This is a genomic window from Microbacterium sp. WCS2018Hpa-9, assembly GCF_031843745.1.
Lineage (GTDB): Bacteria > Actinomycetota > Actinomycetes > Actinomycetales > Microbacteriaceae > Microbacterium.
Map to the genome: position 1 here is coordinate 304,095 of NZ_JAVTIY010000004.1, position 24,711 is coordinate 328,805.

Genomic DNA, 24,711 nt, shown 5'->3' on the forward strand with positions numbered 1-24,711 from the left:
GGTCTAACCCTCCCAGGCGTGCACGATGGCCAGAGCATCGCGGGTGGCGCCGACATCGTGCACCCTGACGGCCCAGACCCCGGCGCGAGCGGCGAGCGCACTCGTGACGGCGGTGGCGAGGTCGCGTCGCGCTTCTGAGACCGCCATCGGGTCGGCGCCGATGGTCTCCGCGAGGAACCTCTTGCGAGAGGTGCCGACGAGCACGCGGGGTCCGAGGGCGACGATCTCGTCGATTCCGCGCAGCACACCCCAGTTCTGGTCGCCCTTCTTCGAGAACCCGATGCCCGGATCGACGATCAGTCGCGACGGCGCGATGCCGGATGCCGCGGCCGCGCCCATGCGCTCTTGCAGCTCGCCCGCGACCTCGCGGGCGGCACGACGGTATTCGGCGTGCGCGTACATGTCGGAGGAGAAGCCGCGCCAGTGCCCGATCGCATAGTCCGCGCCGGATTCTGCGACCGCGGCGAGCATGTCGGCGTCGGCCAGCCCGCCGGAGACGTCGTTGACGATCCGCGCTCCTGCCCGCACTGCTGCCGCGGCGGTCGATGCGTTGATGGTGTCGATGCTCACGGGCGCACCCGCGGCGACGAGGCGCTCGATGACCGGCAGCACGCGCTCCTGCTCGACCTCGGCTCCCACCCGCTCGGCACCTGGCCTGGTCGACTCGCCGCCGACGTCGAGCACGGTGGCTCCCTCGGCCCGCAGCCGCAGGCCGTGCTCGACGGCCCGATCGACGTCGAGGTACCGGCCGCCGTCGCTGAACGAGTCTGGCGTGACGTTGACGATTCCCCAGATGCCTGTCATCCGTGAGCCATCCCCGAGCCCGAAGACCCGATCAGCGCGATGAGCTCGGCCCGGGCGATCGGCTCGGTGTATTCGCCGCGGGCGGCGATGGTGAGCGTCGAGGCCTCCGGCTGTCGTCCCCCGCGCATGGTCACGCAGCCGTGGCTCGCATCGAGCACGACGAGCACGCCACGGGTGTCGAGGTGCTCCGCGATCGTGTCGGCGATCTGCTCGCCGAGGCGCTCCTGCACCTGGGGGCGACCGGCGAGGATCTCGACCACGCGCACGAGCGCTCCGAGTCCGACGACCTGCTCCCCCGGCAGGTACGCGATGTGCGCTCGTCCCGCGAACGGCAGCAGGTGGTGCTCGCACACCGACCGGAAGCGGATGTCCCTCAGCAGCACAGCACCCGACGGAAGCGTGTCGGGAGCTGGGCCTCGAGCGACGCTGATCGTGTGCGCGAGAGGAGCCGCTGCATCCTCGCCGACGCCCGCGAAGAACTCCGCATAGAGATCGCCCATGCGCGTCGGCGTCTGCTTCAGCCCCGGACGATCAGGGTCTTCTCCGATCGCCTCGAGCAGTTCCCTGGTGAGCCGCTCGACACGCGCGCGGTCGACAGACACGGGTCAGGCCGTCGCTGGTCGAGCCTGGCCGGCTCCCGCCGATCCGGGCTGCGTGCGCGGAGCCGACGCCGGCGCTTCGACCGACGCGACCAGCGAGACGTCCTTCTTCGGCACCTCGATCGGAGGCCGCTCCGACACGGGGCGGTCCTCGCTCGAGAGCCACAGCGGACGCTCGGGGAGCTTCTTCACCTCGGTGAAGATCTCGGCGATCTGGTTGTGGTCGAGGGTCTCCTCCTCGAGCAGCGACAGGGCGAGGCGATCGAGGATGTCACGGTTGGCGCTGATGACCTCGTACGCCTCGTTGTGAGCCTGCTCGATGAGCGCCCGCACCTCGGCGTCCACCCGCTCGGCGACCTTCTCGGAGTACTCGCGTCCCCGGCCCATGTCGCGACCGGCGAAGGGCTCGCCGCCCTCGCTGCCGAGCTTGACCGGACCGACCTGTGTGGTCATGCCGTACTCGATGACCATCTTGCGGGCGATCGAGGTCGCCTTCTCGATGTCGTTCGAGGCGCCGGTCGTCGGGTCGTGGAACACGATCTCCTCAGCGACGCGACCGCCCATGGCGTAGGTCAGCTGGTCCTGCAGCTCGTTGCGGGTGATGGAGTACTTGTCATCGAGCGGCAGCACCATCGTGTAGCCGAGAGCCTTGCCTCGGGGCAGGATCGTGATCTTCGTGACGGGGTCGGTGTAGTTCATCGCCGCAGCCGCGAGAGCGTGGCCGCCCTCGTGGTACGCGGTGATGAGCTTCTCTTTGTCCCTCATCACGCGGGTGCGGCGCTGCGGGCCGGCGATCACACGGTCGATGGCCTCATCGAGTGCGCGGTTGTCGACCAGCTGCGCGTTCGACCTCGCGGTCAGCAGCGCGGCCTCGTTCAGGACGTTGGCGAGATCGGCACCCGTGAAGCCGGGGGTCTTGCGGGCGACGACTTCGAGGTCGACGCTCTTGGCCAGCGGCTTGCCCTTGCTGTGCACCTCGAGGATCTTCTGACGACCGCGCAGGTCGGGGGCGTCGACGCCGATCTGACGGTCGAAACGACCGGGACGAAGGAGTGCCGGGTCGAGGATGTCGGGGCGGTTCGTCGCCGCGATCACGATGACGTTCGCGTTCGGGTCGAAGCCGTCCATCTCGACGAGCATCTGGTTGAGCGTCTGCTCGCGCTCGTCGTTTCCGCCGCCCATGCCGGCGCCGCGGTGGCGGCCGACGGCGTCGATCTCGTCGATGAAGATGATCGCGGGCGCGTTCTCCTTGGCCTGGTTGAACAGGTCACGGACGCGCGATGCGCCGACACCGACGAACATCTCGACGAAGTCAGAACCCGAGATCGAGTAGAAGGGGGCCCCCGCCTCGCCGGCGACGGCACGGGCGAGCAGCGTCTTTCCGGTTCCTGGAGGGCCGTACAGCAGCACGCCCTTCGGGATGCGGGCGCCGATGGCCTGGAACTTGGCAGGGTCCTGCAGGAACTCCTTGATCTCGTGGAGCTCCTCGATCGCCTCGTCGGCACCGGCGACGTCGGCGAAGGTGACCGTCGGGCTCTCCTTGTTGACGAGCTTCGCCTTGGACTTGCCGAACTGCATGACCTTGCTGCCGCCACCCTGCATCGACGAGAGCAGCCACCAGAACAGCAGGCCGAGCAGCACGAGCGGAAGAAGAAGAGAGAGGATGCCGTCGAACCACGTCGCGCGAGGAACGGCGTCGTTGAAGCCGTCCTTCGGGTCGGCGGCGTTGATCGCCGTGACGACCTCTTCGGCGCGGGCGTCGACGTAGTAGAACTGCACGTTCTCTGCGCCCTCGAACGCCTTCGACAGGGTCATGTCGACGCGCTGGTCTCCGTCGGTGTTCACGACCTCGGTGACCGTCTTGCCCGAGAGCAGTTCCAGACCCTCCTGGGTCGTGATCTGCTTGGGCGCGCCGAGGTTCGAGATCAGCAGGAAGCCGCCGAACAGCAGCAGACCGATCAGAGCGACGTAGATCAGCGGATTCCGAGTGAGCTTCTTGACATCCATGGTCGGATCAGCGTATCGCGCGGGCCCTAGGTGGCCGCTGTGCGTTCACCCACGGCGTAGAGGTGCGCTCGGGCGCCCGATCAGCTGTACACGTGCGGAGCGAGCACCGCGACATCGCGGAGGTTGCGGTAGCGCTCGTCGTAGTCGAGGCCGTAGCCGACGACGAAGTCGGTGGGGATGTCGAAGCCGACGTACTTGCAGTCGATGACGACCTTCGCGGCCTCGGGCTTGCGCAGCAGTGCGAGTACCTCGATCGACTCCGCACCGCGCGACTCGAAGTTCTCGAGCAGCCAGCTGAGGGTGAGGCCCGAGTCGATGATGTCCTCGACGATCAGCACGTGCTTGCCGTTCAGGTCGGTGTCGAGGTCCTTGCGGATCTGCACGACGCCGCTCGACTTGGTGCTCGCGCCGTAGCTCGAGACCGCCATCCAGTCCATCGGGGCGTGGAAGGGAAGAGCACGTGCGAAGTCGGCCATGACCATGACCGCGCCCTTGAGCACGCCGACGAGGATGATCTCCTTGCCCGCGTAGTCGGCCGCGACCTGGGTCGCGAGCTCATCGAGCTTGGCGATGATCTCCTCCTCTGTGACGAGGATCTGAGCAAGGTCGTCCTGGATCTCCGCGGCGCGCATGGATCGATTTTAGGTGACGCACCGGCATGGTCCCGCACAGGATCCGCAGATCGTCCACCAGAATTCCGGATGCGGGTCCGGCATCCGCACTACTCTGGCGCTTGAACGGGCGTGCGCCCGCAGACGGAAGGATTCACCCATGGCACTCGACGACATCCTCACGCAGGTCCCGATCGACGACATCGCCGCGAAGCTCGGAGTCTCCCCCGACGTCGCCAAAGAGGCGGTCGAACAGGGCGGCGCCGTGCTCCTCGGCGGCCTCGCCAAGAACGCGTCCACCACTGAGGGCTCTGCGGCGATCGAGAACGCGCTCAAGCGCCACGAGGGCAGGACCGGCGCCGCGAAGGTCGACGACATCGATCAGGCCGACGGCGGCAAGATCGTCTCGCACATCCTCGGCGACGACGAGCAGAAGGTCACCCAGAAGCTCACCGAGTCGAAGGAGACCGCCGGGATCGACTTCGGCAAGCTCCTCCCGATCCTCGCTCCGATCGTGATGGGCCTGATCGCCAACGCCACCAAGGACAAGTCCGCGAAGCCCGGGACTGCAGAGTCGCAGTCGGGCGGCGGCGGCATCGGCGATGTGATCGGCGGCCTGCTCGGCGGCGGCAGCTCGTCGGGCGGCGGCGGCATCGGAGACCTGCTCGGCGGCATCCTCGGCGGCGGAAAGTCTTCGGGCGGTGGAGGCATCGGAGACCTGCTCGGCGGCATCCTCGGCGGCAAGAAGTAGGACGCGACGACCAGCACCTCCCAGGTCGGTGAGCGACGACGACGAAGTCGACGGGGACGAAACGTCGTGAGCCGACCTGGCGCGCGCTTCGTCTCGCTCAGCGCGCGGTGAAGACGATGCGCCCGCCCAGTCGGGCCGCAGAGCATGAGGGCAGGTCGATGGGCCCCTGACCCGACCAGTCGGTGGCGAGCCTCGCGACCTCGAGAGTCTGCAGGCGCGTGAGGCTCGCGCCGAACTCGCTGTCGACCACGAGCCGGATGATCCGGTTGCGAAGCGCGGCCGGATTGGCGGCGAGAGCAGCGACGCTCACCGAGATCCCTGCCTCGGCATGCTCGACGATGTCCTCGATGGTCTCGTGGATCATCTCGTCGAACGCCTCTGCGTCCTCACGCAGCTGTTCGGCTGTGCGCGCCAGCGCCTCCGCGATGCCGGGGCCGAGTTCCGCTTCGAGCACGGGAAGCACGCGGTCGCGCACACGCACCCGCGCGAAGCGATGCTCTGCGTTGTGCGGGTCGTCCCAGATCTCGAGGTCGGATGCCGTGCAGAACGCGCGCGTGGTCTCCCGCCGCACCGTGAGCAGCGGCCGCACCCAGCGCAGCCCGTCATCGTCTTCGCGCACCGGTGCCATCCCCTGCAGGCTCGCCGCCCCGGATCCGCGGGCGAGGCCGAGCAGCACCGTCTCGGCCTGGTCGTCGAGTGTGTGTCCGAGCAGCACGGCTGAGGCGCCGGCATCCGCTGCGGCATCTTTCAAGACCCGGTACCGCGCGTCGCGGGCCGCAGCCTCGGGACCGCCCTCCTCGCCCACCTCGACCCGGGCGATGAGCGCGTCGAGCCCCAGGGCCGCCGCCGTGCGCGCGGCACGTGCAGCGACAGCATCCGAGCCGTCCTGAAGGCCGTGATCGACCGTGAGCGTGCCCACCCGGATTCCGAGCTTCGGGGCTTCGAACGCGGTCGCCGCGGCGAGCGCGAGCGAGTCGGCTCCTCCGGAGAGAGCGACGACGACGGCCGATCCCTCGGGCAGGTCGGCGAGCGCGGTGCGCACGGCGAGGCGGATCTCGGCGATGGCGGGTGAGAGCGACGGCACAGTCCCACGGTAGATCACGAGCCGGGATCGTCGCGCACGGGTCGCGCTCGAAGGGGTGATGGCCCTAACCTGGCGCCGTGGCAGATCGATTGGGCGGGCAGCAGTACAGCACCGAACGGTTCACGACCTTCGTCGACGCGGTCGTCGCGATCGCGATGACACTTCTCATCCTGCCGTTGCTCGAATCAGTGTCGGACGCAGGTGCCGCCGACCTGAGCACGGCTGAGTTCCTCGAGGAGCACCACGGACAGCTCCTGAGCTTCGCCCTGAGCTTCGTTCTGATCGCGTCGTTCTGGCTCGAGCATCATCGGCTGTACGCCGGGGTGAAGGGCATGACGGGTGGGCTGTTGTGGATCAACATCGCCTGGATGGTCACGATCGTGTGGCTTCCTGTGCCTACCGCCATGCTCGGCCAGATGGATGAGGACCCCCTGCAGACGGCGGTCTACATCGGGACCTTGATCCTCACCCAGGTGACGACACTCGCCGCGAAGGTCTACCTCCGACGGCATCCTGCTCTCACCGATCTCCCCTCCGATGTGCTGCGGCGTGGTGTCCTCGGAGACGTCGCTGCGATCGTCCTGTTCCTGATCGCTCTCCCGATTGCGGCGTGGGTGCACCCGATCGGCTATGCGGCGCTGCTGCTTGTCATCCTGTCCGGCCCTCTCGAACGCCTGCTGGATCACGCCTCCACCCGAGGCGGGCGAGGGCGTGGCATGAATGATGCGCGCAACGACTCAGATCACTGAAAGGTAGGCTGGTCGGCGGCATCCAACCGAACTTTTCCTGAGGAGCACACGCATGGGCGCACACGACGCCGTCATCGAGATCCCGCGCGGCAGCCGCGTGAAGTACGAGGTCGACCACGAGACCGGACGAGTGCACCTCGACCGCGTGCTCTACACGACCTTCGGGTACCCCGCCGACTACGGCTACTTCGACAACACCCTCGGCGAGGACGGCGACCCGCTCGACGTGCTCGTGCTTCTCGACCACGCCATCTACCCCGGCGTCGTCGTCGAGGTGCGCCCGGTCGCCGTGCTCAAGATGAGCGACGAGGCCGGCGGGGACGACAAGCTCGTCGCCGTGCTGTCGAAGGACCCCCGTTGGGCGCACATCCAGGACATCGGCGATGTCGCCGAGTTCACCAAGAAGGAGATCGAGCACTTCTTCGAGCACTACAAGGACCTCGAGCCCAACAAGTGGGTCAAGGTCGACGCGTGGGGCGACGCCGCAGAGGCGCAGCGCATCCTCGACGAGGCGATCGTCCGCTTCGGCGAGCAGGGTCACTGACCCCTCGCCGCAACGGAGAAGACCCCCGGATCCGCACAGCGGCCGGGGGTCTTCGTCGTCGCCGACGCGGATCTCAGACCGAGACGCCGCGATCTGCGAGGAAGGTGATCGGGTTGGTGTACGCGCCGTTGATGTACACCTCGAAGTGCAGGTGGCAGCCGACGGATGCTCCGGTGTTGCCCGCGTAGGCGATGACCTGACCGGAGTTCACCCAGGCGCCGCTGCGCACGGCGAATCCACCGTCCCTGATGTGGGCATAACCGGACGAGACTCCGCCGCCGTGCTGGATGCGGATGTAGTTGCCGTAGTTGCCCCGGGGGCCGGCGTAGTCGACGGTGCCCGACTGCGCTGCATAGATCGCCGCACCGCAGCCGTTCGCGAGGTCGACGCCGTAGTGGTAGCCCGAGCAGGCGGCGCAGGGCTTGGGGCGAGAGCCGAATCCGGCGCTCCGGTAGCCGCCGTGCGGTCGGACCCAGCCGCCGGCACCGGGTGATCCGCCGACACCTCCGCCTCCGCCGCCGCCTCCGCCGCCATTGCCAGCGGCAGCAGCAGCAGCCTCGGCCGCTTCGCGGCGCTTGCGCTCCTCTTCCGCGACGCGCACGCCCTCCTGGTAGCCGGCCACGGTCGTCGCCGTCGCGTCCTTGAGGGCTGCGAGCTGTGCCTGCATCGTCGCGAGGTTGGCCGACTGCTCGTCGAGTGCGGCCTGAGCAGCATCGGCCGCGGCCTGCGCCTCGATCATCTTCTGCTCGGCGACCTGCTGCAGGCGGTCGCGCTCGGTGCGGGCGACGACGGCCTGATCGGTGAGGGCCTGGGCCGAGTTGCGTGCGGCGACCGCGTTGTCGTGCACCGTCTGGTTGTACTGGTAGACCTTGTCCATCGTCCCGAGACGAGAGAGCAGCTGGTCGGCGTTGTCGGCCGAGCCGGCGAAGAAGAGTTCGAGGGCGGTGTCATCGCCTCCGTTGCGATAGAGCTGAGCGGCGAGCTGGGCGGCCTTCTTGGTCGCGTCGTCGGCGACGAGCGCCTGCTCGTCGGCCTTCGACTGGAGCTCATCTGCGACGGCGATGGCGTCGAAGTACGCCAGCTGGGCGGCGTTGTACTCCTCGCCGGCGAGGACGGCCTTGGCCTGCGCGTCTGCCACCCGCTGCTTGAGCGACTGGATGAGCCCCTCGATGCGCGTGACCTCGCCTGCCTTCGCGGCCTCGTTGTTCATGGCGTTCTGGACGTCGTCCCAGCTGGGATACGTCGCCGCGTACGCGGCGGTCACCCCGTTGGAGACGCCGAAGGCGCTGAGGGCGGCGACGCTGAGCGCGCCGAGAGTGAGGGCGCCGCGACGGGTGACCGAGCGGTCCTTCCAGAACGCACGGCTCTCTGCGGGCGTCGGCGCGCAGCCGCAGTCGTCGGATGCCGCCGCAGCAGCATTCGTCGTGGAGTCCTTGTCGTTCACTCGGCCCCTTCCGCCGGTTTCACAAATGCCACACTAACAACTTCTTTCACATACGCACCAGGAGGCGGACAGCGCGAGAGGACACAGCGATACAAGTCCATCGTCCTCCTGAACACGCCCGGGCGACAGCAGGCTCGCCCTCGATTCGCGTTTTGCTCAGATCTTCCCTTATGCTTGAGCGTCGGCAAGGAAGTCCCCCGGGACAGACTTCGGCCCCATCGTTTAGCGGCCTAGGACGCCGCCCTTTCACGGCGGTAGCACGGGTTCGAATCCCGTTGGGGTCACTCCTTCCGGTACAATTGAAAACAAGTATGGCCCTGTAGCGCAGTTGGTTAGCGTGCCGCCCTGTCACGGCGGAGGTCGCGGGTTCAAGTCCCGTCAGGGTCGCTCTAAGCGACGGGCCTTTCTCTTCGAGAAGGGCCCTTTCGTCTAGATGCGACAGGTCTAGCCAGTCGCACGGCTCTGTAGCTCAGTTGGTAGAGCGCACGACTGAAAATCGTGAGGTCACGGGATCGACGCCCGTCGGAGCCACAGGGTGATCGTTACAATCACCTCAGAAACCCCCACCTAGCTTCTAACATGGTGGGGGTTTTGCTTTGCCCTGATCGAGGGAGAACCCCTCGATCAGGCTGGCCGATGGCCGGCATGATCTGAACGAGGCGATCAGCGTCGTAGCCGAGGACCACGCCCCGGTCACCGCGCGTCTCTGCGTCCGCGGTTCTGGCGGATGCGTTATTCGAGTGCAAGACGCGCACGTCAACACGCATCGCGTCTCGCGCCCGTCACGAGCCCCACCCGACCTATGCGCAGTAATATATCGATATGGGACCTGACCTGCCTGTTGTGCCTGGGGCCCAGCGAAACCTGGGAGCCGAAGAGCTCTTCCGTCGACTAGCGACGTCGATCGCTGACGGAACCTATGCGCCCGGCGCGAAGCTGAGCGACAAGGCGATCGCCGACGACCTCGGGGTCACCCGCACTCCGGTTCGTGAGGCCGTGCAGCGACTCGCGCGAGCGGGGCTGATGGAAGTCCACGCGAATCGCTATTCGATGGTCACCGACATCACCGACGAACGCTCTCGCATCACCCGCGAGTTCGCGGCGTCTCAGGGCGGCGAGATCATCCGCGAGGCCGCACTCGCGCTGTCCGATTCAGACCTCGCCATGGCGTGCGAGCTGATCGGCGAGGCCATCGAGTCGGTCGAGTCCGGTGACGGATGGATCGAGGCGCATGTCGAGCTCTTCGAGTTCCTGACCGACCGCGCACTCAACGATCTCTATCGACTGATGCTGAGCGACTTCTGGTACCTCGTGTTCCGCGATCTCTACCTCGTTGAACCGCGAGTGAACACGAGGGAGTCTCTCGAGGAGCTCGAGTCCGCGATGCGCGCCCGCAGTGCGAATGCCGGCGTGAGCGCCGTGCAGAGGATGCTCCGACTGAAGTAGCGGATCGACTCCGAGGAGTTGGTTCCGGTCCCCCGCGCCCGAACGGGGGGACCGGATCAGCCGATGAGAAGGTCCGCATGCGCACCCACCCCCATGTGGGCGCTCAAGACCGAGAGACTCGAGGCACGTCTGGTTCGACCGACGGAGAGCAACAGAATGCGGCTCGTCGTCCTGCCAGAGTATGGGCGAGGGGCGCCCTGACGCGGATCGGGGCCCGACCGTTGACGTGGAGACTCTCGAACTGCTATGCCGAGATCTCGTACGGGTTCCGCCGGTGGCGACGGGCCGTCTCCGGCCTGGATACGCTCGAACCATGCTCGAGACGTTCACCGGATTCGCGGTCGTGGGGGTCGCGATCGCGCTCGGCTACCTGCTCGGGCGCATCGATCTGCTCGGCCCGCACGCGCGGCATGTGCTCGGCCGTCTGATCTTCTTCGTGCTGTCGCCGTTCCTGCTCTTCACCGTGCTCGCCCATGCCGATGCGAAGATGCTCTTCTCCTCGCTGCTGCCCGTCTCGGCGATAGCGGCCGTCGCGATCATCGCGATCTACACGCTGGTGGCGCGGCTCTGGTGGAAGCGCCCCGTCGGAGAGACGCTGATCGGCGCCCTGTCGGCCGGGCAGGTCAACTCGAACAACATCGGCATCCCGCTGTCGCTCTACCTGCTCGGCAGCGCCGCCTATCCCGCGCCCGTGGTGCTCATGCAGCTGCTGGTCTTCACGCCGGTCTCGCTGACGATCCTCGACGCCGTCACGAGCGACCGGGTCTCGCTGCGCAAGACCCTGGTGCGCACCGCGACCAACCCGATCATCATCGCCTCACTCCTCGGAACCCTGGTCTCGGTGCTGGGCATCACGGTTCCACCCATCGTCATGGAGCCCGCGCAGCTGATCGCCGACGCGGCCGTGCCGGTGCTGCTGATCAGCTACGGCATCTCACTGCACGGCCAGCGCGTGCTCGGAGCCCCCGGACACCGCCGAGACATCATCTTCGCGACATCGCTCAAGCTCATCGCAATGCCTCTGATCGCCTGGGTCGTGGCCGAGTTCGTCTTCGGGCTCTCGTCGGCCGAGGTGTTGATCGTCGTCATCCTCGCGGCGCTTCCGACGGCCCAGAACGTCTTCAACTACTCGCAGCGCTACGACATCGGCGAGACCATCTCGCGTGACACCGTGTTCCTGACCACGCTCGGCTGCCTGCCCGTGCTGATCCTCATCATGTTCCTGCTGGGCTGAGCATCGCCGCATCCTGCCTGCGCCCATGCCCGTAGGTTGTATCCGTGGACACCGCGCTCATCTACGTCGCCGTGATCGCCGCGATCCTCGTGCTGGCGATCTTCCTCCCCCGCTGGGTTCGCCGATCGACGGACGCTGCCGGAGGAAGAGAAGGGCGGCGCTATGCGACGACCCGCCTCACCGGGATCCTCGACGAACTGGGCACCACGTTGGTGCTGCACGCGCCCGAAGCGACGGCACGCGAGGTCGTCGACGGCGTCGTGCTGCAGCAGCCGCGCAAGTTCACCCGGCTCGAAGGCGGCGGCTACGGCATCCGATTCATCGAGCCCGACGACGCCATCGTGCGGCTCGTCGACGATGAGGACGGAACCCGGGTGCAGATCGAGAGGATCCGCGAGTACCTGGGTGTGCCGAACACCTCGGAGTTCTGGGCAGACCTGCGCTCGGGCGTCTCCACGGCCGCGCTCGCCAGCGGCATCGATGTCTCCCCGGGACAGCCGATCCACCATCGGCGCGACGAGGCGACCGGAACATGGATACCGGTCTAGACCGACAGCGCGTCGCGTATCGGAACATCGGGTGCATCTCACAGCCGCCGCAACTAGGCTGAGGTATTGCTGATGACGCACCGGCCCCACCGCAGTCGGCCCTGCGACAGCACCATTTCTCATCACAGCTCTCAGTCCCTCTGTGACCTGCGCCGGAAAGGCCGACCAATGAGTGAATCCCCCAATAACGACCGGACTCCCGACTTCTTCGACAAGCTGATCGAAGAGACGCCGCGTGAGCAGTCCGGCTTCACCGCCTCGTTCCGCGGCTACGACAAGGCCGAGGTCGACTCGGCTCTGAGCACGCTGCGCAACCAGCTGCAGCAGGCGAAGGCCGACCTCGCCGCCACCGAGGCGCGCCACGAAGACGCCGTCGAGGCGCTGCGCGAAGAAGAGCGCATCGCCCGCGAAGAACTCGAGGCCGAGCTTCTCGCCACCAAGGCGAAGGCCGCGGAGACCGAGCAGCAGGTCGCCACCCTGACCAACGAGCTCGTCGACACCCCGCGTGCGGACGGCCAGGAGGCACCCTCGCGTGAGCAGTTCGAGGCGATCCTCCGCGTCGCGGAGGAGCAGGCGAACGTGCTCATCCAGAACGCCGCGGTGCAGGCCGACCGCCTGATGGCCGCAGCTCGCGAAGAGGTGACCACGCAGCGTGCGGAGGCGGATGCCGATGTCACCCGCATCATCGCCCACGCGCAGCACGACGCCGACCAGGTGCGCCTGAAGATCGACACCGAATACACCGCGCACCAGGCGACGCTCGAGCGCGAGGCCGCGCATGCCGCCGAGCGGGTGCACCAGGCGACGCAGGAGGCCACGGCGATCCGCACCGAGGCCGAGAAGGGCGCTGCGGCGCTCCGCTCCCTCGTCACTCGCGAGACGACCCAGCTGCGCGCCGAGGCGGAGCGCGAGGTGCGAGAGATGAACGCCCGCGTCCTCGAGTTCGAAGAGACGCTCACCCGACGCCAGGACGACGCCCAGCAGGAGTTCCTCGTGCTGCACAACCAGGCCGTCGCCCACGCCGAGCGCATCACGACCGATGCCAACGAGCAGGTCGCCGCATCGCTCGATCACGCACAGCGCATCTCTGCGAAGGCCGACGACTACGAGCGCCTGATGCGCTCGCAGGCGCAGACCATCGAGGCCGATGCCCAGGTGCGCGCCCGCGACACGCTCGACCGTGCACGCGTGAAGTCGCAGAAGATCGTCGACTCGGTGACGGGCCACACCTCCGCGGTGCTGCGGGATGCCGAAGACCAGGCTCGTCAGCTGCGCTGGCAGCAGCAGCAGCTCGCCAGCTTCATGGCCGAGGTGCGCGAGCTGATCCGCCCGGAGGGCATCTTCAGCGATCGGCAGTCGGACGACGCCGTCGCCACGGTGGCGGACGCCGACGATGACGATGACGCCGTCGACACGTTCGACGCTGAGATCCTCGAAGACGACCAGGACGAGACCGCAGAGCCCGCCACGGAGTTCCGCGGAGACGAAGCCCTCGACGACGAGATCCTCGACGACGACGCCGAGACCATCGACGGCAAGATCACCATCGAGGTCGTCGAGACCGACGAGAAGGCCTCGCGCTGACATCCATCTCCTGACGAACAGGGGCGTGGGCGGACATTCCGCTCATGCCCCTGTTCTGTCTGCGGCGGGCATCCACCGATCGGTGGATGCCCGAGTCCGTCGTTTCACGGCTACCGCGCGAGCCCGTCTGCGGGCACGCTGGGAACATGACAGACAGCGTGATCGAGGTACGGGACCTCCGCAAGGACTACGGCGGATCGGCCGCCGTCGACGGCATCAGCTTCGACATCCGCCGGGGCGAGACGTTCGCTCTGCTCGGTCCGAACGGTGCGGGAAAGTCGACGACCATCGAGATCCTCGAGGGATATCGGCACCGCACGTCCGGCGAGGTGCGCGTGCTCGGCGTCGATCCGCAGCGCGGCGGCCTCGACTGGAAGGCACGCCTGGGCATCGTGCTGCAGTCGACCGGCGAAGCGGGCAACTTCACCGTGCGCGAGCTGCTCACCGAGTTCGCCGGGTACTACCCGCGCCGTCGCGACATCGACGAGGTGATCGCCGCGGTGGGCCTCGAGCAGAAACAGCGCTCCCGCGCAGGAAAACTGTCGGGCGGCCAGCAACGCCGCCTCGACGTCGCACTGGGGATCATCGGTCGACCCGAGATGCTGTTCCTCGACGAACCGACCACGGGCTTCGATCCCGAGGCGCGACGCCAGTTCTGGGGCCTCATCCGCTCACTCAAAGCCGAGGGAACCAGCATCCTGCTGACCACTCACTACCTCGATGAGGCGGCTCAGCTCGGTGACCGCGCCGCGGTCATCACCGCGGGGCGGATCGCAGCGATCGGGCCGATCGACGAGATCGGCGGCCCTGACGCACGCACGCCGGTGGTCCGCTGGCGCGATGCGACGGGCACCCGTCGTGAGCAGCGGACATCGACCCCCGGGGCGTTCGTCTCGGAGCTGCAGAGGACGGCGGGCGAGCCCGACACCCTGGAGGTCGTGCGTCCGACCCTCGAGGACATCTATCTCGGCCTGATCCGGCAGCACGACGCCGCGTCCGCAGCCGAGCCCACGACAGACGACAGCCGCACCGACCTGAAGGAGCCGGCATGAGCACCACGACCGCACCGACGCGCTTCGGCATGCCCCGCACGATCCGGCTCGGCGTGCGTCGCATCGGCTTCGAGCTGCGGCAGTACTTCCGCGCCGGCGATCAGGTCTTCTTCACGTTCCTGTTCCCCACCGTGATGTATCTGATCTTCGCGACGATCTTCACCGGCGACATCGGCGAGGGCGCCGACAAGGTCAGCATGGCGACCTATTACCTCCCGGGACTCATCGCGGGTGGCATCTTCCTCTCGGGAGTGCAGGGACTGTCGATCGAGATCGCTGTGGAGAAGAGTGACGGCACGCTGAAGCGCCTCGGCAGCACCCCGATCTCGCCCGCCACGTACTTCATCGGCAAGATCGGCGAGGTGTTCGTGACAGCGATCCTGCAGATGGCGCTGCTCCTCACCGTCGCGGTCGTGCTCTACAAGGTGCAGCTGCCCTCGGATGCCGAATCGTGGGGCCTGTTCGCCTGGGTGTTCGTGCTCGGTCTGCTCTCATGCACGCTGCTCGGCATCGCCCTGTCGGCGCTCCCCCGTTCGGGCAAGACCGCATCGGCGGTGGTGATCCCGGTCGTGTTGCTGCTGCAGTTCATCTCGGGCGTCTACATCGCCTTCTCGGCCCTGCCCGAGTGGCTGCAGAACGTCGCCGCCGTGTTCCCGCTCAAGTGGATCGCTCAGGGGATGCGCGCGGCGATCCTGCCCGACTCGTTCAAAGTCGCAGAGCCGGGCGGCGAATGGAACCTCGGTCTCGTCGCGATCATGCTGACGATCTGGCTCATCGCAGGCTTCATCCTCAGCCGCGCGACCTTCCGCTGGATCCGACAGAGCGGATGACACCGGCATCGCTGTCGCCCGGGCACACGGTTCGAGGTCTTCCTGGCCTCGGGCCGTGCGTCGGGGCATGCCGAACAGTGGAAGAGTGGTGCGCATGAGCCGCGTGATCCACCGAGAGCGCCTGGGGTGGGACATCGCCGCGACCGCGCTCCTCCTCACGGTGGCCGGGCTCTCCCTCACCCTCCCGCAGAACTTCGCCGGGTCACGCTGGGTGCTCGTCGCCATCACCATCGGAATCTTCCTCATCTACGCGTTCGGCGCCCGCGCCTATCTGGGCATTCACGAAGGCGTCGAAGACCCCGCCCCCGCTGTCTCGGCGCTGCTGCAGGTCGGGATGATCTCGCTTCTCGCAGTGGGCGTCGCGATCGAGCCGAACATGCTGCTGCTGCAGACCCTCGTGCTGCCGCTCATCTGGATGACGTCACGATCGACCCTGCAGGCCGTTCTGGTCACGGTGGGCAACGGCATCATCCTCGGCCTCGCCTACGGATACTGGGGCGGCTTCACCGCCGACGCTCTCAGCACCGGTTTCGTCTCGTCGGGGCTGTCGACCGCGTTCAGCCTCGCGCTCGGCCTCTGGATCACCCGCATCGCCGAGTGGGGCGTGCAGCGCCAGCATCTGCTGGCGGATCTGACCGCTGCCCAGGCGGGCCTCGAGACGGCCAGTCGAGAGGCCGGGGCGATCGAGGAGCGCGCTCGTCTCGCCCGCGACGTCCACGACACGATCGCGCAGAGCCTGGCGAGCATCGTCATGCTCGCCGAACGTGCGCGCCTCGACGGCTCCCCCGCTGCGATCGAGCTGATCGAGAGCGCGGCGCGGGAGGCCCTCGTCGAGGCCAGGGCTCTGGTGGCCGTGACCTCGCCCGCGCCATCCGCCGACTCGCTCGGCGACGCGCTCCGCCGCCTCGGAGACCGGTTCACGAGGGAGACCGGCATGCGCGTCGACGTGTCGGCATCGGATGCCGTGCTGGCGCGAGACGTCCAGGTCGTGCTGCTGCGCTGCGCGCAGGAGGGCCTCGCCAACGTGCGCAAGCACGCCGGCGCCGCGTCCACTCAGGTCACGCTCGCGATCTCCGATTCCGCCGAGCTCCGCATCTGCGATGACGGCCGCGGACTCGGCGGCGTCTCGATCGACGACGACCGCGGATTCGGTCTTGCGGGGATGCGGGAGCGGGTCTCACTCGTCGGCGGCACCCTGACCGTGGCAGACGGAGTGCGGGTCGGCACGGACCTGACCGTGCGCATCCCGCTGCACGCCGAGGCCGACGCAGCAAAGGAGACGACGCCATGATCCGCGTCATCGTCGCCGACGACCATCCGATCGTGCGTTCCGGCATCGTGGGGCTCATCGCCCTCGATCCGGGGCTCGAAGTCGTCGGGCAGGCGGCGAACGGCGCCGAGGCAGTCGACCTGGCCGCTCGGCTGCGCCCCGATGTCGTGCTGATGGATCTCCGGATGCCAGGCAACTCCGGCATCGAGGCGACGTCGCGCATCGCTGCAGAGCTGCCCGAGGTGCGCGTGCTCGTTCTGACGACGTACGAGACCGACGACGACATCCTCGGCGCGATCGAGGCGGGGGCGAGCGGGTATCTGCTCAAGGCTGCGCCGCAGGAGGAGATCGTCGCGGGGATCCGCTCCGTCGCCGGAGGGCACACCGTGCTCGCACCGACGATCGCCGCCACGCTCGTCACACGGATGCGCGGCGAGCGACCAGGCAGACCTCAGCTGAGCCCGCGGGAACGCGAGGTGCTGCGGCTCGTCGCGGCTGGCCGCAGCAATCCGGAGATCGCCCGAGAGCTGTTCATCGGCGAGGCCACGGTGAAGACGCACCTGATCCACGTCTTCGAGAAGCTCGAGGTCTCTGACCGCACGCGCGCCGTGACCCTCGCGCTGGAGCTCGGGCTGCTGTAGGACGCAGTCGGCCGGCACGTGCGACCGAGGCCTCGGTCGCGATGCGAGGGCCTCACCACCCCCTGCCGACGCGAACGGCCCCATCCCGAGGGATGGGGCCGTTCGATGCGCCAGCCGGCTGCGAAGCCGTGAGCGGGTTACGCCCGGACGAACTGCGTGGCTGCGGGGCAGTCGAACGGGTCAGCACCGGCGGCGAGGCCGACGCGGTTGAGGTACTCGATGACGATCGCGTACGAGCGCAGAAGGCTCGTCTCGGTGTACGGCACGTCGTTCGTGATGCAGTAGTCGCGGACGATCTCGCGAGCCTTGGAGAGGTGCGGGCGCGGCATGTTCGGGAACAGGTGGTGCTCGACCTGGTAGTTGAGACCGCCCATGAGCCAGGTGGCCCACCATCCGCCGCGGATGTTGCGCGAGGTGCGCACCTGCTTCGAGAAGAAGTCGAGGCGGGCATTCGGGTCGATGATCGGCATTCCCTTGTGGTTCGGGGCGAACGACGCCCCCATGTAGACGCCGAAGACGGCGAGCTGCACGCCCATGAAGGCGAATGCCATGCCGAGCGGGAGCATCAGGAAGACCGGGATCAGAACGATCGCGAATCGGAGGGCGATCAGGCCCAGCTCGATCCAGCGGCCCTTGGCCTTCTTGCTGGTCACCAGGTGCTTGACGCCGAGGTAGTGGAGGTTGAGCCCCTCGAGCGTCAGCAGCGGGAAGAACAGCCATCCCTGCTTGCGCGTGATGAGGCGGACGATGCCTCGCGACTGCGCGGCATCCGTCTCGAGGAACGAGATCGTGTCGACCTCGATGTCGGGATCCTTTCCGACCTGGTTCGGGTTTCCGTGGTGCTTGGTGTGCTTGGAGTCCCACCACGAGTAGCTGATGCCGACGACGCCGGCGGCCAGGATGCGAGCGAGGCGGAAGTTCGCCGGGCCCGAGGTGAGGATCTGGCGGTGCGCCGCTTCATGGGCGAGGAAAGCCACCTGCGTGAGGACGAGGCCGAGGCCAGCGGCGATCAGCAACTGGAACCAGCTGTCGCCGAGCAGGATGAAGCCGGTGATGAGTCCGCCGAGGGCGACGGCGAGGCCAGCGGCGACGAAGATGTAGAACCATCCGGCGCGCTGCAGAAGGCCGGTCTCCCGGACGACCTGCGACACCTGCTTGTAGGCGTGCGTCATCGGGGGGATGTCTGCGTTTCCGGAATACGTCTGGCGTACCGGTCCGAGCGTGGCTGCGGTCTTTTCGACCTGTGAAATGGAGATGTTGCTCTCCCGTCGATTGGAGCCCTTGAGCTGTGGTAAGCCCAAGGCAGATCGCCCAACGCTTAACTCAACCTAACCCCCCGCACATGCGCCGCGGGGAATACATCGGCACCCCTTGACGATTCACAGGTCCTGTGAATGAAACGGTCAGGCGCGGGCCCGTCGCGGACGCCTTCTCAGCGCGCGCGGGAGCGCGAACGAGAACGTGCGCGCACGGCGCTTCGAGGCGCTGGCGGCCTCGAGTGCCTCGCGCGCGTCGTCGAGAGAGGCGAAGGCACCGAGCTCCGTGCCGCGCTGATCGCGGGCGAGATGCGTCGTGCCGTCGAACTCGACGAATCCGGCGAACTCGCCGGATCGGGTCGCGACATGCACGTCTGCGTCGGCCTGTTTCCAGGTCAATGGGTCAGAAGGAGGAAAAGTGGTCATGCTCATGGTCATACTCATTGCTGTGTGACGGGCGCGCGATGTCGCGACCCGCAAGATGTGAGATCAAAGGCGGATACCGCGCGCATCGATGCACGTGGTCCGTAATGGCCCTGATCAGTGGCTCCGTGGACGGCCTAGATAGGGCCAGAACACACGGTGCTTCATCAGTCTAGCAGGTCGGCATCGCCGGCGCTCGATTCAGCTCTCGGACGCGACCCACACACGCCGCGGGTGACCCGACGACCCTGCCATGACCCAGGCACCCGCGGGTTCTGGTTCGGGTGGCGTGTCAGCGCCAGCATCCGTCGTCGCGGCATCCGCCGTCGCGGCATCCGCCGTCGCGGCATCCGCCGTCGCGGCATCCGCCGTCTCGATCGGCATCCCCCCACTTGCCTCCGCGCTCTCCCCCGCCGCCCAGGCGTCGCGGATGATCCGCCGCGGATCGTACTGCCGAGGATCCAACGCGGTCCACTCCTGGCGGATGCGCGCCACTCCGGCCTCCTGCTCGGCTCGCCGCGCCGCATCGCCTGCGAGCAGCGTGATCCGACGGACGACGGCCGCGAGGCGGCCCGCGTACTCCGGCAGCCGTCGAGGGCCGATGATCACCGCCGCGATCAGCGCGACCAGGAACATCTTCTCGATGGTGAGTCCGAACATCGTCATCCCTCCGTTGCGCCGGCAGCCCTCAGGGTCACCCTGCGGTCATGGAGCGAGGCGATGAGCAACGCCACCAGGAACAGCACGGTCATGGGAACCGCGATCAGGAACATCGACAGCACGTCGGCCGCCGGGGTCACGATCGCGCTGAACAGCACGATCGCGACGACGACGATCCGCCAGCTCTTCGCGATCGCTCGGGCCGAGACCACGCCCAGAAGATTGAGCATCACGAGGAACACGGGAAGAACGAAGGCGACGCCGGTGGCGAGCACGATCTTGAGGATGAAGTCGACGTAGTAAGACGCCTGCAGCAGGGTGCTGTCCTCGGTCGAGGCGAAGCTCGCGAGCAGTTCGACCATGTGGGGGAAGAGCAGGAGACCCGCCAGGCATCCGCCGACGAACAGGGGGACGGATGCCGCGAGGAACCCGAACGTGTACCTCTTCTCTCTCGTGTTGAGGCCGGGAGCGAGGAAGGCGAACAGCTCGTACATCCACACGGGACTCGACAGAGCGAATCCCGCGAAGAGCGCGATCTTGAGTTTGAGGTCGAAGGCCCCGGTGATGCTGTCGTAGTTCAGGCTCGCGTCGCGCGACTCCGCGAGCACGGCGATGGGCGCACGAACGACCTCGAGGATCTGGTCTGAGAGGAGATACCCGGCGGCCACCCCGACCAGAAGCGCCGCCGCCGCGCGGAACGAGCGCGTGCGCGCTTCCCGCAGGTGCGACGACAGCGGCATCCTGGTCGGAGCGGGCGAGGTGCTCGCCTCGACGGCGTCAGCGACGAGCGCGAACACGTTCTACTCCGCGGCCCGCAGAGCAGGCCTCATGCCCTCGGCGGAGTCCCGAGCGTCAGCGGGGTCGCCGACGCTCGGGACCCGCTCGACCCGCGCCTCGCTGGAGGTCTCCGCGACCTCGGACTTGAGGATGCGCATGGACTGGCCGACGCTCTTGGCGAGGGCCGGGAGCTTCGCGGCGCCGAAGACGAGGACGACGATCGCGAGGATGATCAGGGCGTGCCACCCTGTGAGGTTCTGAAGCATGTCTTCCTTCTCTCTTGCGTGGGGCGCGTGGTTCGTGGTTCGTGATCAGTCGGACGGCGGCTCACCACCGCCCGGGCCACCCTCGCCGGCCGACGGCGCGGAGCCTGCGCTCGGCGTCGTGGTCGTGTCGACGCCGACCACGAGCGTCGCGGAGTACCCGCTGCCGGCGTCACCGGTGACCGTGGCCAGTTGAAGCGCTGCGGAGTCGTCGCCGAAGACGTTGTCTGCCGAGAGGCTCGTCTGCGCGAGGTTCTCCGTGGACCCGGGATAACGGGAGTCCGCGTAGACGGTGGCGCAGACGTCCTCCGGCAGCGCCAGCTGTGAGGTGGCGATGGCGTTGGCGGAGTCGGTGATGGAGTCGACGTCCGGATAGACCTCGAAGTGGATGTGCGGCCAGCGGCCCGAATAGCAACCGGGGAATATCGACGTGAACGAGACCTTGCCGTCGGCATCCGCGACCTGCACTCCTCGGAGGTAGGTGACGTCTTCGAGGCCCGAGGAGTACATCGAGTACTCGCCATCAGCCGTGCAGTGCCATGCATAGACCGCGACTCCCTCGAAGGGGACGCTGCCGTTCGCGAGGTCGACGACCTGCAGCTCGAACGTCAGGGGTATGCCGTCTGCGGTCGCCGACCCGTCGATCGAGGTCGTGATGTCCTGACGCACGATGCCCGATTCCTCGAGGACATCCGGTCCGTTCGATCCGTCGCCGGGGTACGGCCCGGCTGTCTCGTCCGGAATCTCCCCCGCCGCCGTCGTGGCCGTCGATGCGGACGAGCCACCCGTGTCGGTCGTCGACGTCGGATCGCTCGTGCTCGACGTGCTGCTCTCCGACGGCGCGCATGCGGCGAGGACCATCGCGCCCACACCGAGCCCGGCGAGCCCCAGGACGCCGCGGCGGGTCACGAGGGTGCGGATGTCGAAGGCGGCGCCCTGATCGACGACCTCCTCATCGGCGCGGTCGAGCAGTCGACCCTCGTAGGTCGGGCCCTCAGGGGTCTGTACGGGTTCGGGGATGCGGCTCATGATCGTGCTCCTCTCGGTGTGGATGGGGGTCGATGTACCCATGGTCACGGAGGAGCCGATCAGCGAGCTATGCCTCGCCTATGCGATGACTATGACTCCCGACGAACCGGCGGGTGCAGGACGAGCACGACCACGATCACGACGAGGACGGCGGCGGTGATCACCACCGGGATCGGCAGGATCGAGTCGAGCAGCACCACGGCCGCACCGAGCGGGATGACCGTGTTCACCACCCCGTCGGCGTTCTCGCGGATCGCGATCCACCAGATGCCGAGCAGGAAGATCGCGATCGGGACGGCCACCGTGAGCGACGCGACGGTCTGGGAGAGATGACTCTCGCCGGTCAGGACGTCGATCTCGACCTCGATTCCCGCGGAGAACGCCGCGGCCGCGCCGAAGACGAAGTAGTGCGTGTATCCGTAGCGGAGCGAACGACCGAAGGTCGTGATGGCCCTGTGGTGCGGCGCCCAGAAGTAGATCCACCAGAGCGAAGCGGTGACGACCAGCGTCAGAACCGAGATCGCGATGAGTGGGACGAAGGAATCGAGCTCGTTCTTCGCGTCGATGATCGCGTTGGCGGAGGCGAGAAGGCTCTCGCCGAGCACGATCAGCGTGAAGAGGCCGTAGCGCTCGGTGATATGGTGCGGATGCCACGGCGTCTGCCTGCGGTACTCGGCGAACACCGGCACGCTTACCTCGACGAGCGCGAAGACCACGAACGCCACGAGCTGGAGGGGACCTGCGGGAACGAGCAGGAACAGCACCCACAGCACCTGCACGCCGGCGATGCCGAAGGCGTACCGCCGAGTGGTGGCTTTCAGCTCCCCCGCGCCTTGGGACGCACGCAGCCACTGGACGATCATCGCCACCCGCATCACGATGTAGCCGATGACGGGGAGGGTGAAGTCGCCGTTCTCGGACGCCGCGGGAATACCGGCCGCCAGCACGAGCACTCCGCCCATCTGCACGATCGTGGTGACGCGGTAGAGCCAGTCGTCGGTGTCGAAAGAGGTGGCAAACCAGGTGAAGTTCATCCATGCCCACCACACCGCGAAGAACACCAGCGCGTACGAGGTGATGCCCTGAACGAAGTCGCCGTGGCTCAGCGCATGGTGCAGCTGGGCCGAGGCGATGCTGACCGCGACGACGAAGACGAGATCGAAGAACAGCTCGAGTGAGCTGGCGGTGCGATGGGGTTGCGCCGGATCCCTGGGCAGCATGCGGCTGAGGTGGAATCGAGGCGCTGAGGTAGTCGTCACGCGGTCAGAATACCCGTGCCGTTTGCCGCACGAGCGTGTGTATCGGAGAGCCGGTTGGTCCACTCGCGTGAATTACCTTCCGCTGGCCGCTTCGTTCCGCTAGAGTGAACGAAGTCTGCAGTGCCTGCTGCCAGCAACACCGTGTGGGACGGTGACCGCAACTCGTGATTTGGGATCACGAATGCAGCAGGACCCGAGGGGTCGGGACGCAGACGATGCCATGGACGTGGGGTCCGTGGTTGGGGAATATCTGGGGATAACTATGGCGCGCTGGGGAATTCTGCGTACATTCAGGGCTCAAGGGGTCTCGGCATGACTTCCGTCGAGGATGCGGTGAGCATCACTCGCGCGGGTTCGGTCTTCACGCCGGTCTCGGCTCCGCGAGCCGCGAGGTCGGTGCCGCACACGGTGGTCACACCGCGCGTGTCCGCGACCCTGGAGCGACGCCGCCAGTGGGAACGGCGATATCGGATGCGACTGCGGATCACGGATGCCGGGGTCATCCTGTTCGCCGTCGGAATCACAGCAGCGGTCCAGGTGGTGACCGGTGTCGCAGGGGAAGAGGCCCTGCGCAACGGCATTCTGCTGGCCACGCTCTGGTATCTGATGCTCGGCGCGCTGCACACCCGTGACGCAGCGCTGTTCCGCGCCAGCGCCACCGAGTACCGCGGTGTGGCGCACGCCAGCGGGCTGGCGTTCGGGATCATCGCCATGCTCAGCGTCGTGCTCGGCTGGCAGACCATGCAGCTCGTGCTGCTCGTCGGCCTGCCGCTCGGTGTCCTCACGATGCTCGTCACCCGCTGGGCGTGGCGGCACTGGCTGACGGCGCAGCGTGCGCGAGGGCGTTTCGCCTCGCGCACGCTCGTCGTCGGCAACCGCGACGACGTCGAGTACGTCATCCGCACCCTGCACCCGATCGGCGCCTCCGGGTACAAGGTCGTGGGCGCGACGCTGCTCGACGGCAACGCGCGCGAGGTCGAAGCCCGCGGCGAGCTGTTCCCCGTGCTCGGCAACGTCAACTCCGTCTCCACGGTGGCCGCCGAGCTGGGCGCAGACACGATCATCGTGGCGAGCCGTCCCGATGGCGAGCCCGACTTCGTGAAGCACCTCAGCTGGCAGCTCGAGGGCACCGCCGCCGAGCTCGTGCTCTCCAGCCGTCTCACCGATGTCGCCGGCCCGCGCATCTCCTTCGCACCGGTCGAGGGCCTTCCGTTGATCCAGGTGCAGATCCCCTCGTACGAGGGCGGTCAGCACGTGCTGAAGCGCGCGCTCGACATCGCCGTCGCGTCGGTCGCGCTCATCCCGATCGCGCTGATCACGCCGTTCCTGGCGCTTCTCGTGAAGCTGGATTCTCCGGGGCCTCTGTTCTTCTCCCAGGAGCGCGTCGGTCGAGATGGCCGCACCTTCAAGATCATGAAGTTCCGCTCGATGAAGACCGATGCCGAGCAGCAGCTCGCGACGCTCAAAGAGCAGAACCAGGGAGCCGGCCTGCTGTTCAAGATGAAGGACGACCCGCGTGTCACTCGAGTCGGCCGGATCCTGCGCAAGCTGTCGCTCGACGAGCTGCCGCAGTTCTGGAACGTCCTCGTCGGCGACATGAGCGTCGTGGGTCCGCGACCCCCGCTGCCCAGCGAGGTCACCGCCTACGACGGAACCGTGTTCCGTCGTCTCTACATCAAGCCGGGCATCACCGGTCTGTGGCAGGTTTCCGGCCGCAGCGACCTGTCGTGGGACGAGAGCGTTCGTCTCGACCTGCGCTACGTCGAGAACTGGTCGGTCATGAACGACCTGCAGATCATGTGGCGCACAGCCAAGGTCATGGTGCAGCCCAGCGGGGCATACTGAG

Annotated in this window: 25 protein-coding genes and 3 tRNA genes; 15 read left to right on the forward strand and 13 right to left on the reverse strand. The window is 67.4% G+C overall.

Features of this window, described 5'->3' with window-relative positions; genetic code table 11:
* Positions 1-3: 3 nt before the first annotated feature.
* The 4 genes from folP to hpt all read right to left on the reverse strand — a co-directional run bounded on the left by folP (position 4) and on the right by hpt (position 4,042).
* Positions 4-804, reverse strand: a complete 801-nt coding sequence (gene folP / locus RQG82_RS10775) for a dihydropteroate synthase (protein WP_311259082.1) — start codon at positions 802-804, stop codon at positions 4-6.
* Positions 801-1,406, reverse strand: a complete 606-nt coding sequence (gene folE / locus RQG82_RS10780) for a GTP cyclohydrolase I (RefSeq protein ID WP_311259083.1) — start codon at positions 1,404-1,406, stop codon at positions 801-803. Before folE ends, folP begins: the two co-directional genes overlap by 4 nt.
* Positions 1,407-1,409: 3 nt before the next feature.
* Positions 1,410-3,410 (reverse strand): ATP-dependent zinc metalloprotease FtsH, encoded by a 2,001-nt coding sequence (gene ftsH / locus RQG82_RS10785; protein WP_311259084.1) that lies wholly within the window; start codon positions 3,408-3,410, stop codon positions 1,410-1,412.
* An 80-nt stretch (positions 3,411-3,490) separates the two neighbouring features.
* The gene (hpt, locus tag RQG82_RS10790; protein ID WP_311259085.1) at positions 3,491-4,042 is read right to left on the reverse strand and encodes a hypoxanthine phosphoribosyltransferase; all 552 of its coding nucleotides are present in this window, start codon (positions 4,040-4,042) and stop codon (positions 3,491-3,493) included.
* Between the two features lie 139 nt (positions 4,043-4,181).
* On the opposite strand from hpt, the gene RQG82_RS10795 reads away from it, so the two are divergent.
* Positions 4,182-4,772: a DUF937 domain-containing protein gene (locus tag RQG82_RS10795; protein ID WP_311259086.1), complete on the forward strand. Its 591-nt coding sequence runs from the start codon at positions 4,182-4,184 to the stop codon at positions 4,770-4,772.
* A 97-nt stretch (positions 4,773-4,869) separates the two neighbouring features.
* On the opposite strand, the gene tilS is transcribed toward RQG82_RS10795, so the two are convergent.
* Positions 4,870-5,856, reverse strand: a complete 987-nt coding sequence (gene tilS, locus RQG82_RS10800) for a tRNA lysidine(34) synthetase TilS (protein ID WP_311259087.1) — start codon at positions 5,854-5,856, stop codon at positions 4,870-4,872.
* A gap of 77 nt (positions 5,857-5,933) precedes the next feature.
* Between tilS and RQG82_RS10805 the strand changes: the two genes are divergently transcribed.
* The gene (locus tag RQG82_RS10805) at positions 5,934-6,605 is read left to right on the forward strand and encodes a TMEM175 family protein (protein ID WP_311259088.1); all 672 of its coding nucleotides are present in this window, start codon (positions 5,934-5,936) and stop codon (positions 6,603-6,605) included.
* A gap of 52 nt (positions 6,606-6,657) precedes the next feature.
* Positions 6,658-7,149, forward strand: a complete 492-nt coding sequence (locus RQG82_RS10810; protein WP_042536967.1) for an inorganic diphosphatase — start codon at positions 6,658-6,660, stop codon at positions 7,147-7,149.
* Positions 7,150-7,222: 73 nt separating this feature from the next.
* Here RQG82_RS10810 and RQG82_RS10815 read toward each other — a convergent pair whose 3' ends face one another.
* The gene (locus RQG82_RS10815) at positions 7,223-8,593 is read right to left on the reverse strand and encodes a peptidoglycan DD-metalloendopeptidase family protein (protein WP_311259089.1); all 1,371 of its coding nucleotides are present in this window, start codon (positions 8,591-8,593) and stop codon (positions 7,223-7,225) included.
* A 211-nt stretch (positions 8,594-8,804) separates the two neighbouring features.
* Here RQG82_RS10815 and RQG82_RS10820 point away from each other — a divergent pair.
* From RQG82_RS10820 to RQG82_RS10870, 11 genes are all read left to right on the forward strand, one after another.
* Positions 8,805-8,877: transfer RNA gene (locus RQG82_RS10820), tRNA-Glu, on the forward strand.
* A 29-nt stretch (positions 8,878-8,906) separates the two neighbouring features.
* Positions 8,907-8,980: transfer RNA gene (locus RQG82_RS10825), tRNA-Asp, on the forward strand.
* A 71-nt stretch (positions 8,981-9,051) separates the two neighbouring features.
* Positions 9,052-9,124, forward strand: a tRNA-Phe gene (locus RQG82_RS10830).
* Positions 9,125-9,415: 291 nt separating this feature from the next.
* Positions 9,416-10,039 carry a GntR family transcriptional regulator gene (locus RQG82_RS10835; RefSeq protein WP_311259090.1) on the forward strand — a complete coding sequence of 208 codons (624 nt, stop codon included), beginning with the start codon at positions 9,416-9,418 and terminating at the stop codon, positions 10,037-10,039.
* A gap of 313 nt (positions 10,040-10,352) precedes the next feature.
* Positions 10,353-11,273, forward strand: coding sequence for an AEC family transporter (locus RQG82_RS10840; protein ID WP_311259091.1), 921 nt, complete (start codon positions 10,353-10,355; stop codon positions 11,271-11,273).
* 44 nt (positions 11,274-11,317) lie between these two features.
* Complete coding sequence (locus RQG82_RS10845; protein WP_311259092.1) at positions 11,318-11,821, forward strand: hypothetical protein; 504 nt, start codon at positions 11,318-11,320, stop codon at positions 11,819-11,821.
* 168 nt (positions 11,822-11,989) lie between these two features.
* Complete coding sequence (locus RQG82_RS10850) at positions 11,990-13,405, forward strand: cell division initiation protein (RefSeq protein ID WP_311259093.1); 1,416 nt, start codon at positions 11,990-11,992, stop codon at positions 13,403-13,405.
* Positions 13,406-13,551: 146 nt separating this feature from the next.
* On the forward strand, positions 13,552-14,457 hold the full coding sequence (locus RQG82_RS10855) for an ABC transporter ATP-binding protein (protein ID WP_311259094.1): 906 nt from the start codon (positions 13,552-13,554) through the stop codon (positions 14,455-14,457).
* Positions 14,454-15,287 (forward strand): ABC transporter permease, encoded by an 834-nt coding sequence (locus RQG82_RS10860; RefSeq protein WP_311259095.1) that lies wholly within the window; start codon positions 14,454-14,456, stop codon positions 15,285-15,287. Before RQG82_RS10855 ends, RQG82_RS10860 begins: the two co-directional genes overlap by 4 nt.
* Positions 15,288-15,381: 94 nt before the next feature.
* A complete protein-coding gene (locus RQG82_RS10865) occupies positions 15,382-16,578 on the forward strand; it encodes a histidine kinase (RefSeq protein ID WP_311259096.1) in 1,197 nt (398 codons plus the stop codon).
* Complete coding sequence (locus RQG82_RS10870) at positions 16,575-17,198, forward strand: response regulator transcription factor (protein WP_311259097.1); 624 nt, start codon at positions 16,575-16,577, stop codon at positions 17,196-17,198. The genes RQG82_RS10865 and RQG82_RS10870 overlap by 4 nt, the downstream gene beginning before the upstream one ends.
* Positions 17,199-17,335: 137 nt before the next feature.
* Here the strand turns inward: RQG82_RS10870 and RQG82_RS10875 are convergent, their stop codons facing one another.
* From RQG82_RS10875 to RQG82_RS10905, 7 genes are all read right to left on the reverse strand, one after another.
* Positions 17,336-18,454, reverse strand: a complete 1,119-nt coding sequence (locus RQG82_RS10875) for an acyl-CoA desaturase (protein ID WP_311259159.1) — start codon at positions 18,452-18,454, stop codon at positions 17,336-17,338.
* Between the two features lie 147 nt (positions 18,455-18,601).
* Positions 18,602-18,880 (reverse strand): hypothetical protein, encoded by a 279-nt coding sequence (locus RQG82_RS10880; RefSeq protein ID WP_311259098.1) that lies wholly within the window; start codon positions 18,878-18,880, stop codon positions 18,602-18,604.
* 198 nt (positions 18,881-19,078) lie between these two features.
* On the reverse strand, positions 19,079-19,537 hold the full coding sequence (locus tag RQG82_RS10885) for a Sec-independent protein translocase TatB (protein WP_311259099.1): 459 nt from the start codon (positions 19,535-19,537) through the stop codon (positions 19,079-19,081).
* Between the two features lie 2 nt (positions 19,538-19,539).
* Complete coding sequence (gene tatC, locus RQG82_RS10890; RefSeq protein WP_311259100.1) at positions 19,540-20,334, reverse strand: twin-arginine translocase subunit TatC; 795 nt, start codon at positions 20,332-20,334, stop codon at positions 19,540-19,542.
* 3 nt (positions 20,335-20,337) lie between these two features.
* Positions 20,338-20,580, reverse strand: a complete 243-nt coding sequence (gene tatA / locus RQG82_RS10895) for a twin-arginine translocase TatA/TatE family subunit (protein ID WP_311259101.1) — start codon at positions 20,578-20,580, stop codon at positions 20,338-20,340.
* A gap of 45 nt (positions 20,581-20,625) precedes the next feature.
* Entirely contained in the window at positions 20,626-21,606 is a 981-nt protein-coding gene (locus RQG82_RS10900) for an intradiol ring-cleavage dioxygenase (protein ID WP_311259102.1), read from the reverse strand.
* 89 nt (positions 21,607-21,695) lie between these two features.
* Positions 21,696-22,826, reverse strand: coding sequence for a low temperature requirement protein A (locus RQG82_RS10905; RefSeq protein WP_396653605.1), 1,131 nt, complete (start codon positions 22,824-22,826; stop codon positions 21,696-21,698).
* A gap of 351 nt (positions 22,827-23,177) precedes the next feature.
* Here RQG82_RS10905 and RQG82_RS10910 point away from each other — a divergent pair, with 351 nt between their 5' ends.
* Positions 23,178-24,710 (forward strand): sugar transferase, encoded by a 1,533-nt coding sequence (locus RQG82_RS10910; RefSeq protein ID WP_311259104.1) that lies wholly within the window; start codon positions 23,178-23,180, stop codon positions 24,708-24,710.
* Position 24,711: the final 1 nt, after the last annotated feature.

Excerpts from the sequence above, each read along its gene's own strand:
- folP (WP_311259082.1), bottom strand. The coding sequence starts at position 804 with ATGACAGGCATCTGGGGAATCGTCAACGTCACGCCAGACTCGTTCAGC.
- ftsH (WP_311259084.1), bottom strand. The coding sequence starts at position 3,410 with ATGGATGTCAAGAAGCTCACTCGGAATCCGCTGATCTACGTCGCTCTG.
- hpt (WP_311259085.1), bottom strand. The coding sequence starts at position 4,042 with ATGCGCGCCGCGGAGATCCAGGACGACCTTGCTCAGATCCTCGTCACA.
- RQG82_RS10795 (WP_311259086.1), top strand. The coding sequence starts at position 4,182 with ATGGCACTCGACGACATCCTCACGCAGGTCCCGATCGACGACATCGCC.
- RQG82_RS10810 (WP_042536967.1), top strand. The coding sequence starts at position 6,658 with ATGGGCGCACACGACGCCGTCATCGAGATCCCGCGCGGCAGCCGCGTG.
- RQG82_RS10835 (WP_311259090.1), top strand. The coding sequence starts at position 9,416 with ATGGGACCTGACCTGCCTGTTGTGCCTGGGGCCCAGCGAAACCTGGGA.
- RQG82_RS10840 (WP_311259091.1), top strand. The coding sequence starts at position 10,353 with ATGCTCGAGACGTTCACCGGATTCGCGGTCGTGGGGGTCGCGATCGCG.
- RQG82_RS10850 (WP_311259093.1), top strand. The coding sequence starts at position 11,990 with ATGAGTGAATCCCCCAATAACGACCGGACTCCCGACTTCTTCGACAAG.
- RQG82_RS10855 (WP_311259094.1), top strand. The coding sequence starts at position 13,552 with ATGACAGACAGCGTGATCGAGGTACGGGACCTCCGCAAGGACTACGGC.
- RQG82_RS10860 (WP_311259095.1), top strand. The coding sequence starts at position 14,454 with ATGAGCACCACGACCGCACCGACGCGCTTCGGCATGCCCCGCACGATC.
- RQG82_RS10865 (WP_311259096.1), top strand. The coding sequence starts at position 15,382 with ATGAGCCGCGTGATCCACCGAGAGCGCCTGGGGTGGGACATCGCCGCG.
- RQG82_RS10870 (WP_311259097.1), top strand. The coding sequence starts at position 16,575 with ATGATCCGCGTCATCGTCGCCGACGACCATCCGATCGTGCGTTCCGGC.
- RQG82_RS10880 (WP_311259098.1), bottom strand. The coding sequence starts at position 18,880 with ATGACCACTTTTCCTCCTTCTGACCCATTGACCTGGAAACAGGCCGAC.
- RQG82_RS10885 (WP_311259099.1), bottom strand. The coding sequence starts at position 19,537 with ATGTTCGGACTCACCATCGAGAAGATGTTCCTGGTCGCGCTGATCGCG.
- tatA (WP_311259101.1), bottom strand. The coding sequence starts at position 20,580 with ATGCTTCAGAACCTCACAGGGTGGCACGCCCTGATCATCCTCGCGATC.
- RQG82_RS10900 (WP_311259102.1), bottom strand. The coding sequence starts at position 21,606 with ATGAGCCGCATCCCCGAACCCGTACAGACCCCTGAGGGCCCGACCTAC.
- RQG82_RS10905 (WP_396653605.1), bottom strand. The coding sequence starts at position 22,826 with ATGCTGCCCAGGGATCCGGCGCAACCCCATCGCACCGCCAGCTCACTC.
- RQG82_RS10910 (WP_311259104.1), top strand. The coding sequence starts at position 23,178 with ATGACTTCCGTCGAGGATGCGGTGAGCATCACTCGCGCGGGTTCGGTC.